The organism is Endozoicomonas sp. ALD068 (assembly GCF_049310145.1).
Lineage (GTDB): Bacteria > Pseudomonadota > Gammaproteobacteria > Pseudomonadales > Endozoicomonadaceae > Endozoicomonas_A.
In genome coordinates this window covers 161,259-173,916 of the sequence record NZ_JBLYNU010000004.1, presented here as the reverse complement: position 1 = coordinate 173,916, position 12,658 = coordinate 161,259, and the positions used below count along the sequence as shown (strand labels likewise).

Here is a 12,658-nt window from a genome sequence, read left to right as displayed (position 1 = left end):
TCCGCAATACCCGTTCAACCAGATCGGTCTTAACCGGCACATCGACAAATTCATTGTCTTTATAAACCCGTCCAGAGGGCAGTCTGCTTTTTAACTCAGCATTCAGGCTGCCATAACGAGCCTTCATGGTGATACCGTCGATCAAACCCTGTCCCAGCGGCTGGCCGGTTGATGGCGGCGTTAGGTCAGTCATTACCCGAATATCGGTAACCCTTTCCTCCTTTTGCAAGTCCCTCAAAACCGGCAGCACACCATTCCAGAAATAATTGTCGTACCTCAGCCCACCCTCTGCAAAAACATAAACTCTACCTTGAACACCCGCAGCATAAAAAGAGCTCGTAATGGCAGTATTTCTGTTAAATAACTTATAAAGCATATCTTTAGTTTTTTCTGGGTACGCCCCCCTGCTTAATTTCCAAAATTCGGAACCCATTGAATGTAGCCAGGCCAAACCATTCAAATCCAAATCAATAACGACTTTCTGATTTGTGTGCCTTTCGACCATTTTTTTATAATCAGGCAAATGATCGCGGCGTTTTCCATACCAAAATGCTGCGTTGCTTTGGTCGCCTGCATCGAAACGTAATCCCAAACGTTCCATATCGGAAATCAATACCCCTCTTTTTGGCAAACTGCCTTCCAGCAAGGAGTCCACAAACAGTGATGCCAACCTGTTAGCCTCAGCCTCGTTTGCTAAAGCGGGAGGGAGCATAAAATTATCCAGAATTTTTGCAGAAATCGAGCCGATCAGCGTTTCCCTTATATTGGCCGTAATCGCTTTTTTAATCGCCTGTTGATCGTACCCCGGCAAAACGGCTGGAAGAGACTCGCCATTATCTGCCTGCACACGTCGCTGAACGTCTTCAATGAATTTCAGTTTTTCCATGACCCAAGGAGAAATATCTGCGGATTCCGGGGTATCAGGAAGGAGGCGGTCAGGCCTTTCACTTCGAACCAGGTCAACACTCTGGCCGGAAACGGTCTCCAGTTTCAGTATCGGGTCAGCATCCGCCAGCTGGATGGCTTTTGCGTATTCCTTTTCCCATTGAAATATCAGGCCTGTTTCTTTCTCTACCAGAATATCCTTAATCTCAACAGAGCCGACCGGTATCGAGATGGGACGCCCTAAGCCGCCATCGCGCTTTTTCTGTTCTATCTGGCGATGAGTAGCAACCACCGAGTCCGCACCGACTACCCGGCGTCCCTTGATGAGTGAGTCACTCTCATTGATGATCTGGTAAATTTCACCGTTGAAAGCCCCATAGCGGTAAAGCTGGAACCGGGCAGATTCATCCTTTCCAACCATGTCCGGCGATACATCAATAACCCGCCGTTCTATCGGTTGGTCAGAGAGCAGAACCCGCATTGAACAGGAAGCTCCCACCACTCTTTTGCAGGTTTTGGAAAGGATGATGCCAACAGAATCTTTACCATCGTCTGCACGGATGATTTTCGTGCCGGAACGCTGGTAGTCCTCACCGTTGACTAGAAAAAAATCCTTCCTCGAATCACTGCGAACAATCGCCCGGGATCGTGTTCTGACCACAGGCTCAAAGTCTGTTTCCGAGGGGTCAAGGATGGTATGGGGATTTCCTGACTTGTCAGCGACAAGGTCTCCCAGACCGTCCGCTTTTACCAGGTCCCCTTTGCGCTCGCCCTTCGCTGCCAACTCAGCCATTTTAGCCATACGTTGCCGGGCAGGCTGATCCAGCTGAGTCTTGGACAGTTCCTGCCAGAGTTCCTTACCGAGAGCGACACTGAAATTCTGCTTATCCCAGGCGGCCGTCCCATCGTAGTGAACCAGCAAAAACCTGGCCCACTCAGTGATGGCGCTGTCCCCGGGATGTTGTCTGATGTATTCAAGAATCTGACCGACTGCTTTACTGGCACTGGTAGAGGGATATTCTCGCAAAAGCCAGTTCAGGGCAGCCTTAAAGCCGGTATTGTCACCATTGAGCATTTTCAGGTCATGGGGTGCTTCAGCCACCAGGGTTTGGTATAAGCGGTTATCCTGTTCATCGGGCAAGGCCGTTGGCTTCAAATCACTGAATAAGCCAATCCGTGACCCCAGCTCATCAAAATCGCGCGGTTCCTCACCCCAAACCTCCTGAATCAGGCTCTGAGGTCCCTCATAGGAAGGCTTCCGCTCAGGCGGGGTTCTATTCTCAGGTCTGGGGTTTTCAGTAGAGGAGCGAACGAATAAACCAATTTGGTCCTTGTAACGAGCCATCAATCGGTTGATGTCTTCATGCTCCACATTGGCAGCCTCACCAACCACTCGAAAACCATCCTGTTGCAATTGTTTTCTGAGTTTTTCAGCGTGTGTACCCAGATTTTCGTTATCTGAAAACAACATCAATGGCAGCTTGGTGGACACCTTGCGCAGGTTTTCTCTGATATTAAACCGTTTTGCCAGCCTGTTGATCATACGGCCAGAACCGGGAACAACACCCAGGCCATGAGCCACGACAGCCGCCCCAAGACTGGCCATGGGACGATCAAGAATAAACCCCGCTGGCAACTGTTGCCGGACCGCAGCCGTCCTGGCCAGATGCGCTCCGACAGCCGCTCCCATGGAATAGCCGTGAATCACAATACGACTGGGGTCTATATTTCGATCCTTAATCAGGTACGACAGCATGGTCCAGGCATCGTCCGTCAGCCCTTTCATACTGGGGGAGCCATCACTCTTGCCAAACCCCCGTCCGTTGACCGCCAGAAGATCCATACCCTGATTACGGTAATGCATCCAGGTGGTTTTGACCTGGGTTTCACAGGATAAATGAGTTCCATGGAGAAACAGCACGACCTTTTTATCCGCTGCCGGGCCACCATTGCCATGATGAAAATACCCCTTAAGCCTGCCACCGGTCCCGTCCAGTGTGATCTTTTCCGAGTTGCCTTTTCTAACGGCTTCTTCAAGAAGTAATTTCGTGGACAGATCAATGTCACGACGGTCATCCGTTGAACCATAAATCTGATCGTTCAGGACTCTGCCAATCGGGCTGGCCGGTGGTTGATCTACCGGAGGAATTTGATCATTGGTCAACACCACCGACTGATAATCAGACGACAGTTTAGATTTTTCCCCCACAGAATGAATGGCCTTCATGGGGTCGCCCTGACTCTGGAAAGGTAGCGTCGCGAGTTTTGAACTATGAGTGGCGGCCAACCCGAACAAGCGGCTGACGGTGCTGCCAAATACCTTTTTTTCAGTTAACTGCTTTCTGTCTGCCATCCCCAGTCGCACGATCACCGGAGGCTCCCCTGGGCGGTCAGCAGCCGGGGCAATAATCTGGCTTTGCTCCAGCTTCAGATCCGGGCGCAGAACGATCTCAATGTTCCGACCAGTGGTTAAGTCAATCCTGTGCTCATGGGCCAGATACTGGGCCAGGCGACGTTTTCCACCCAGCTCCCCGGGACCATTCAATTTAATCAGGGCGCTGATATCGTCCTGTAACGAACCGGACCACCCCAGGGAAATAGCCTTTTCTTTATAAATACCCGAATCCCAGGTAATCCGCGTTTTCGGGAATACCATGGCATCGTCAGCACTGCCCGTAACAAGGACGCTGGAGGGGGTGCCCTGTGATGGCTCAATGAGGTAGCCACCTCCGGGCTTGATGCCAAACCGGTCAAGGGCCCCGATTCCCAGCGTGTCAGGCTGGCCTGGTGCCCCCCGCGCAAAGTCAATGGTACCCAGTGGCAGGTCTGTGCGCAGAACAACCCTGTTGACGGTTAAGTTATCCTGTGACTTAACCGTCAGGCTCCGCGAACCAGACAGCTCCATCAGGCGGGCTAAGGGTTCCAGCGATTCCCTGGTCACCCTGTTGCCAGCCCGTTGCCCGACAACAAACTTGGCAAGGGGTTTTACCATTCTGTGAGCCAGCTTTTTCATCCCCGGACGATTATTCACCCCGTCCTGGTCAGCGCTGACCACTCTCAGCAGTTCTCTGCCCAGGCTTTCCAGGCTCTCCTGGTCAAGCCCTGAAATCACATTGCTCAGCTCAACACTAAAACTTTCTTTTGATTCCGCAAGCTGCTTATAGGTTCGGTCAACCTGCTCAAGAAACAGCCGGTTCTGATCCGGCCCACTTCCCGGTTTGATACCCTCCTTCAGGGCAGAAAGTTGTGGCAGTAAGTCGTCAGGCAAAATCCCGGTGCCAGAGCGTTGATTTAACGGACTGCCCTCACCCCAAAACTGCATCAATATATTGGCGGACGAAGCGGTAGCCCCAATGACTGGCTGCCGCGATGTCTGGGGCATCATTCTGTGAAGCACCAGTTCCGCGCTTCCCGGCGTCACCGGCTGCCAGGGGCTACCGGTATGGGTAACGGCCAGCTGAAAGGCAGGGAGCACCTTTCCATCCCGGTACCTGAGACTGAGGGCATGGTCAAACACCTCAGCAACCGCCGTATCAAAATTCCGCCTTACTGAATGCCCGGCAGGCAGTTGATCAAAGCGACCCAGAGAGAGTTCATCCAACGCCTTTGACAGTTGCCCGGTAAGATCCGTCAGCTTTCCCTTGTCCAAATAGCTTTTAATCGTCTCGATATCGCTCTCTGGCAAAACTGACACCAAGGCATCGGTAGGCGACACCATAAGCCCAAGGCCATCCGTTCTGGGGCTTACTTTTTCCAGAGTGAAATAGTACTCAGTCAGTAAAAAGTGCATTAAAAAGGCAGTGAGGGAACGGCCCGGCGTCTTGCCACTGATGTCACGAGCCAATCCTGTCGCAATGGTTTTTGCTCTTAACAACAGATCCTGTTGTATTAATGACGTGTTCAATCGGCCAAGAACCGAAAATGAATCGGCCAGGTTTTCATAACGGGTTTCTACATAGCTGGTCGGAACATAACTGAGCGGATGCCATTCATAAGGTTGTATAGCGATGTCGGTGCCAATGATATTTCCCAGCCGGTAGGGAGACTGATCATTCCCTGTTGCCTCTTTCAGCTTCTGGTTGTAATCGGAAATCACCCTGCTTAGGGATTTATACGGCTTCAGTCTTATAGTGCGAAAACTGCTGAGTAGCAGCTGTCTGGCCTGCTGGTAGCCCTTATCAGCCACTTGGCTGGCCGGAACGACCAGAATAATTTTCCCTCCGTTATCACCCGGTTCAGCTTTTAATCCGAAGCGGATGTTCGTGGTTTCGCCAGTATCGACCGCAGCCGTGAGCAGCCGCTGGTAACCCTCCCCCGGTTCGCTGGTCAGGGAAATTCCCTGAATAACATCCTCAAACCACTGGACACCCCGGGCACTTGTTTTGGGCACAGGCAACAGGTCTGATGACAAAGGTTTGCGGTTCAATGCCTGGAAACCCAGCGTTTTTCTGATCAGCGCCTGCTGTTCTGCTCGCCGTTGCTCTGGAAAAGCCGATGACTTGCCTGCGACCTGGAAAGCTGAAGCCGTCCATTCAGAGAACAGCCGGGTATGTTGTGACAACCAGTTGTCGGTCATGCCCCTCTCACTGGCATAACCGGGGTCAACGTGAATAATACTGAGTGACCCCTGACGATCATCGGCAGCTTGCCGGTCAAAGGGCACCGCCTGATTGAGTGGTTTTCCACTACTCTGGCTTTCACTACTCTGGCTTGAGTGCTGCAGGACAATCAGCTGCCTTGCTTCCTGAGGGATTGCTATCTTCGCTTCACGGTGCGAGTCGCCTGCCATCAATCCCGACTGGACCAGCTCAGCCAGAGTGACTGGTTTGCTAGGATCAGTAGCAGCAGACAGCAGCCGGGAGTATTGCCGAAAAGGCTCCGGACAATCCGCAAAACGGCTGGCCAGGGTATTCAGCTTTTTCAGTTCGTCCCTGACATTGCCGCCGGAATCAACGACAGCTTTCTGGTATTCCGGTGAAACCCAGACGACAACCAGATTACCCAGACCATCCACATCCTGGCTCAACCTTCTGAAAGGATAAAGGCCGGTATAGTCGTTCTCATCCGGCTGGCCGGGTATTCGAGCAGTTCCGGGAAGCTCATGGAGATTCCTGTAATCCCGAACCAGCAACCCACTCTGGTCAGAACGATGATCCAGAGACTGAAAAATATCCTTCAGGTCCGCACTGATTCGCTCAGTCTGGACATCAGTGATCCCCATGGCTAAGGGGCGTGAAGCGGTGATATCCCGTACCGCTTGCGGGCGAACAGCTTTCAAAAAACCTTCCGGCAACTGTCGTATTAAAAAAGAGTGCCCGGACTCAGGGTTTCTGATAGAGAATGCCAGCGGTTGACTGCCTTTGCCGGTCAAGTCAACCGACTCGTCACCAGACGGTTGCTGAGGACTCTTATCCGTCGAAGCCACCGCATAAAGTTGATTTCCAGCCTTGAATACTCTTACCCCGCCCTGAATATTTAATTTTTCCGGGATCTGGTCACGCCATTGAGTTGACAGGGTGTGTTGTGCATGTTGCGACAGACCGTCAGCAATGGCATTCAAAAATGCCTTGTTAGCCTCCAGCTGTTCTTTTTGATTACTGGCCTTGTTGCGGCTAAACCAGGTTATCTTTCCGTCATGGTAAACGGGTTTTGCTTTGCCCTCATTACCTGAAAGATCTATTTCAAGGGTTAATGATGGCATGGTAAAGCCGAGCGTTTCTTTGAAGATATTTCCGTATTTAAGCACCAGGGTGTCGAAGAGTTTTTTGAGACCAACGGTATTTTTCTGAAGCCCTATTTTCATCAGGCTGGGTACAATATTATCGTCCTTTAATATGTATTCAGATAACAGCCGGGTCATTCTTTCCCGAGCTATATGAATGGCATCCTCTTTCTCAAGCGTTTGATAGATCTTTTGCAGGGCCTGCTCTACCCTGTTGGATTTTTTGTGGAGGACTTTGCCTAAATCAACCTCTTTCTTTGCCTGCCGCAAAATGACGTCCTGGTACTTTTCCATTGACGACACCGGAAGACCAGCAAGAAGGGCCGGGTCAATGACCAGAGAGTGACGCACATCATGCTGCAACTTCCCGGCCACGTCTTCCAGTTTACTGACCGCCCGATTTTTGATGAGGGCAATATCCTGCTTAGCATCAACGTCAAGGCGTTTGAATTTAGCTCTGGTTTTATCCAGGGATTCCAGCCATCTGACACGATAGACACCCAGAGCCAGCCTGAATGCCTTTTGGGCATCCGGTGATTTGATGGTGTCATAGTAATCAGAAATCGCTCCGGCAAAATCAGACAACTCAAGCGGTGAATACCGAGCCTGATTTTTATGAATGTGTTCAATCCTTGCATGCAGCCTTCCAGACTGATAAACGGCTCTTACCGCCCGAAACATATCGGAATGAGGTTCGGACCGGATTCTGATATAGTCTGGTCCCTTGGCGACTAAATCACTATAAAGCGATGCGTCGGGAAGATTATACAGAGGGGCCAGCCTGAAGCTCTCATCCAACCCATAGTAGAGACCCAGGCTCATTAACTGGCTATTGCTGTATTTCCAGATATTCCCTGCCGGCCCCAGATCATCTTTGCCTGCTAACTGGATAGACCTTAACAGCGCCGAACCAAACAAACCGGAAACGGCTTCCCGAAGCGTTGAATCGGGTATGCTCTCAATACCCTTTGTACCTATTTCAATAACCGGTTTGCCGCCTTCGGGGATAACGACATGACTCTCAAACAGAGGTTTATCCGGATGAACCAGGACACGAACCTGTTCCTCACTGGTATAGCGGATACTTTTTGCGGTTTTGCCCAATTCCCTGAGCTGGTCATTTAACCGCCCTTTCAAAAACAAGTCGGTTACTTTGCTGATATCATCCTGAAGCCGTGAAGCGGGAAAATCGTTATTTCGAACCCCCCTGTCATACTCGGCAATATCAAACTCCACGGCGATATATCGGGCAGGAAGGTCAAATCTCTCTTCCAGATACAAAAGGATACCCAGTCCTCCCGGAATTTTTTCTGTCAGATAACCTGCACCAAACTTCTGATAGGAAAGTTCTTCCTCTCCTATGATTAACACCGGAGCCTTGTCTGGAATAGCTGGGCGCTCAGGTTCATTGAGCTGTCCCGACTCAAGGATTTGCAACAGCGGGGCCAGACTAAACCGTTCACGAAAACTAATCCGGCTGCCGGCTCCCAGCCTGTTACTGATCTCCGTTGGTGTTTCATCAATACGCTTGTATGAACGATTTCGATAGGTCAGGAAGCCATCCACAACATCGTAGTACTTCTCGATACTTGACACCTGTTCAAAGGTATCCGTTTGATAAACCCGACCTTCAGGATCAATAAATAAAATTTTGTCATCCCGCTCGGGGTATTTGATGTTGTCCTGTTCTGTGCCATGGTGACAGACTTTAGGCAACCCCTTTTTCGCCGCCGCTTCATTGATCTGGTCAATGATGTTTTCCTGAAAATGAGTCAAGGTTCCCTTATCGGGATCAAACCTGCGTCGCTCACGCGTACCCAATGCTTCGGTAACACGACGATAGGCAGACAGCCAGCGAGCCCTGGCCAGTTCGCTGGAAAACTGACCCGCGCCCTTGTTCGCTGATGATAACCGCCCAATTCGATCCGCCTCTTCCCTCACGCCAGTCATAAGGTCGCTTGAAGATGTGTCCAACCGCTTGAACAGGGCAAACAGGTCAATGTCTGCCGTAAACAATCGACGGGAGCCATCGTCATTGACTTCAGCCATGACCATCAGGGGACGGAAAGCATTATATTCCGGATGCCCAATGCCATAGTCTTCACTTTTATACTCGACTTTCCAGAGGTCATTGGACTGCCGGGTCAAACGATACTGAAACACCACCGGGCGCTCACCGGCTCTGCCATCACTGGATTCAATGGAACGAGTTACCGTTGCCAGATAACTGCCATCCTCCAGTAGCGTCAGCGAACCCAGCTTGCCCTGTTCCAGCCGACGCTCAATGGCGCTCCAGTCCAGTTGCAGCTGAACGGCGGCCATGCCCGGCAAGTGGGTTGAATGGACATTCTGGTAGTCCCCCTTTTCGATCTGCGACCGATGTTCCAGACCGCCTTTGCCAAAGACCTTGGACAAAGCGGAATCGAAGGGAATCAATCCCGCCTGTATTCCCCAGTCCGCACTTTTGCCCTTGACACTTAAACCTTTTGTGGCAATTTTGATACCGTCACCCAGACCATGATTGAGCAGGTCGGAGGCATCTGGATTAATGGGCCTGATGGCAATCAGTGCCTGGTTTTTCCGGGCAATTTCCCTGAATCCTTCCCAAAGGGCTTGCGGTACACCAGAAGCTGCAAAAGCCTGGTCACCCTGGATCAGCTTTCCCGCCCACTGCTCCAGGGAGACCGGACGTACTTCCGACGGTTCCGGCTCCTGGGGCGCGCGACGCTGTCTGTCACTTTGCCGGAGACTCTCGGCTATCGGGTCATGGCGTGAGAATTCAAGGATGGCACCCGTCGGGTAATCCTGGAGCAGGGTGAAATATCGGGTGCGGGTCAACTGAAACCATTGGCCTGAAGCATTCACCAGAACTTCGCGCTCGCCGCTGTGACCCCAACCTTCAGCCTTCGCCTGACTGATTTGTAAATCGGCGATTTCCTGTTGCTGTTTGATGGCAGTGGCAATCACTTGAAAGCGATGGCTCCAACCCTGGTACAGAAAAAGACGACGATCGCCTGCTAAGTCATTACCGGGGAGTTGTCGGTAAAGCAGCGTATTCAGAGCTGAGAATGAAGCCCGAGGTAAAATCTGGTTTTGTATAAGAGCCGCCAGTGACTCCGCAACAAAATGGAGTCTGGATTGGCGTGCCAGCGGCGACACAGCCTGAGTGTCATCATCCTTAATAACAAAATGGAGTCTGGATTGGCGTGCCAGAGGCGACACAGCCTGAGTGTCATCCTTGGTAGTGTCGGGAGCAGGCGTCAACTTCCCAAGCGGCTGACAACCTGTTGCATCGCGGTGAAAGATGCTGAAATCCTTCCAGAACGCCCCCGGTTGCAGTCGCTCATAAATGACCATGGACAAATAATGAAGGAGAATCAAGCTACCCCGGTCGCTGGCTGGAGCCAGTTCTGCCAGAGCGGTGGACTGAAACGGGGAAAGATCAGAGTCCAGGAAGCTGCCACCCAGAACCAGCTTGACCCCCTCGTTGGTAAAATAGAGTCCATTTTTTACCCAGGGACTCAGAGACACCAGCACCGTGAAACGGTCAGTCATGTCATCCGGTAAGCCGGAATAACCAAGCAATTGGGTAAATGCCAGATTGACGTCCCTTTCGATCTGGCGAATGTCCCTGGATGATAAAAAGTACTCAGACTGGCTGCTGCGATCTGCCGTCACGGTATCCAGCAGCAACTGAATAGACAGTTTGCCTTTGTTTATCAACTTACTGAATACATAACCGCTTTCATTATCATATCCAAGCTCACGCAACACCTTACGATAATGCTCTCTGGTGAGGTCAATGGCTCGGGAAATATCATTGCGTGGAAGAACTTCCGTTTCTCCCGGGGCAAAATCTGAGGACTGGATTTTCCAGTGCCCCCCGGGGGTTCTGTAACAGGCCCAGTGCTGTCCATTCCCCTGCTGCCATAGCAACTTTCCACGATCATCAACAGCAGCGACCCAGGGCTGGCCAAGATCATCAATCTGGGTCAGCTCCCGGGCCACTTCCAGAGTATTCAATCTCGCCTGCCCTTCTGGCAGGGCGGCCAGCACCTCCCGGAAAAATCCGACAATGCGCTCATTACCCAATGCGGGATCGGCAAGACAGTAGATCTTTATTCGGTGGCTTGACTGACGCAGCCATTGGCTGGCAAGACCGGCCGCCAGGGCTGACCCGGAAAAGCCTGATAAACGACCATCTGCTGTCAATCGGCCAACCAAAACCAACAGCCCAGATGATGGCGGCTCAGTAAAAAAATCCAGGGCATGATCAGCATCCGGGGAAAGCGCTGACAGCCGCTGTGTCGCCTGAGGGTAACTGCGATGGAGGAATCCGGCGATGGCCTGAATGTCGTCATCCTGACCCAGGGGAAGAACATATTGCTTCAGCTTGCTGTTGTTCTTTTCAAGATGAAATGACAGGCTGTTTTGCTGTGGATCTACCGCCAGAGCCAGGTGTTCTTCGGTGGACAAAGTCCCCCAGCTGGCCAGCTGTTTCCCTATCGGGTGCTGCTCCGGGGGCACGGGCTGTTCGCCCAGCGATTGAATATAGTCGGTCATCGCCTCCCTGAGCAACTCATCGCCATTGAGAAACAGGTTAAGGCTTTCATCCCCGCGCAGCAGTCCCAACCGGTAAGTACCAATGCGGGCCAGATGCAGGGGAAAACCCTGATCCTTCGCCGCATCCAGCTGGCTGAAATAAAACCGTCGGGTCTCCTGCCAGTTGTAGGGTTCAGCTCCCCCCAGGGCATTGTCTAAAAACCGGTACCTTTTTACCATCAAAGCCAACACCCGTTGTGCGACAGGCGACTCCTTACCGGCGGCCATCATGCTGGCGGACAGACGCCCACGGGATTGTCCGGCCTGAACAGTACCGGGAATCAAACCCGTCTGGTTAATTGACCGAAAGGGTTGCCGGGTCTCTCTGGCTGCCGCCAGCAGTTGCTGACGAACCCCCGGCCTGAGATCATCCAGCAGCTTGAGGCTGTCAATGTAGCCACTGCGAAGCGGTTGCCGGAGTTTGTCCAGGCGGTGAGGGAAGTCGTCCGGATGGCTCTCCAAAATCGCCTGGACAATACCGGCTTCCAGCATTTCCTCTGGCAGGCCATCCAGTTCAATCCCCGTTAACCAATCCCGATTGATGCCGGGCAGGCTATCTGGCCTGACAATAAAGCCACCCGCACTGAACAGGATCTGAAAACGGGCCAGATTTTCCGCTCCGTTAATATTTCCTCGCAGCAGCTCATTGAAGTAATCACTGGTCAGAATGTTCCCTTCTGGCCACAGTGACGCAATATCCCGAACGTTAACCCGGTGCGCCTGATTCCCATGGTCACTTAACCGGCTCAACTCTTCCCTGGCATAGAGAATCTGCTGATTAAAACGCGCCTTCTCAGCGGCCAGTTCTTTGGCAGAAGCATTGGTATAGGAAACCAGAAAATTCTGCACTGCCCGGTCAATGGAAGCCCCCTTATTGAAACTATTGAGAACATGACTGACGGCACGGCGCTGGGTATCGATTATTCGACGGATCAGTTGTCCGGCAAATGGCTCAAGGTCCCGGGCATTGGCAACATCGGCGTGCGCCCACTCTATGATGTATTTTCGCATCAGAGAAGCCAGAGAAACCCTGTAGTCCTGCCAGAGATGGATTTGATAATCGGGGTTAGCCCTGATCCAGGCTTTCAAATAATCCAGGCCAACCCTGTCCAGTGGCTGGAGCAATAACAGGTGAATGGTTTTGGGGGGTTCTTCAAGGGTGCGGTTGAGAAAAGCCTGAACGGGAGATAACACTGAGGCTACCCAGTCTTTCTTAAAGGGTTCCTGCTGCAGGTACTCCTTCGCCCAGGTTTCTATCTGGCTGGCAGCCAGCCAGCCTTTAGCGGAATTTTTCTCCTGGATGGAATCGAAAACACTATAACTCTCCATTAACTTGCGGTAATGAAACGTTTTGCGGTCTTCCAGGGAAAGCCCGTTGTCGGCCATTTCCAGAAACTGGCTGAAATCAGGCTCTGATACTTGAGGACGTTTAGCATTCTTACCAGACAT

1 protein-coding gene (running past one end of the window) is annotated in these 12,658 nt (G+C 51.8%); it reads right to left on the bottom strand.

Annotation, left to right across the window (positions count from 1 at the left end):
- On the bottom strand, positions 1-12,658 hold the 5' end (the start) of the coding sequence (locus tag ACO6V5_RS00710) for an anthrax toxin-like adenylyl cyclase domain-containing protein (protein WP_422409686.1). 17,204 nt of this gene lie to the left of the window's left edge; 12,658 of the gene's 29,862 nt are visible here — the first part of the coding sequence; its start codon is at positions 12,656-12,658; the stop codon falls past the left edge of the window.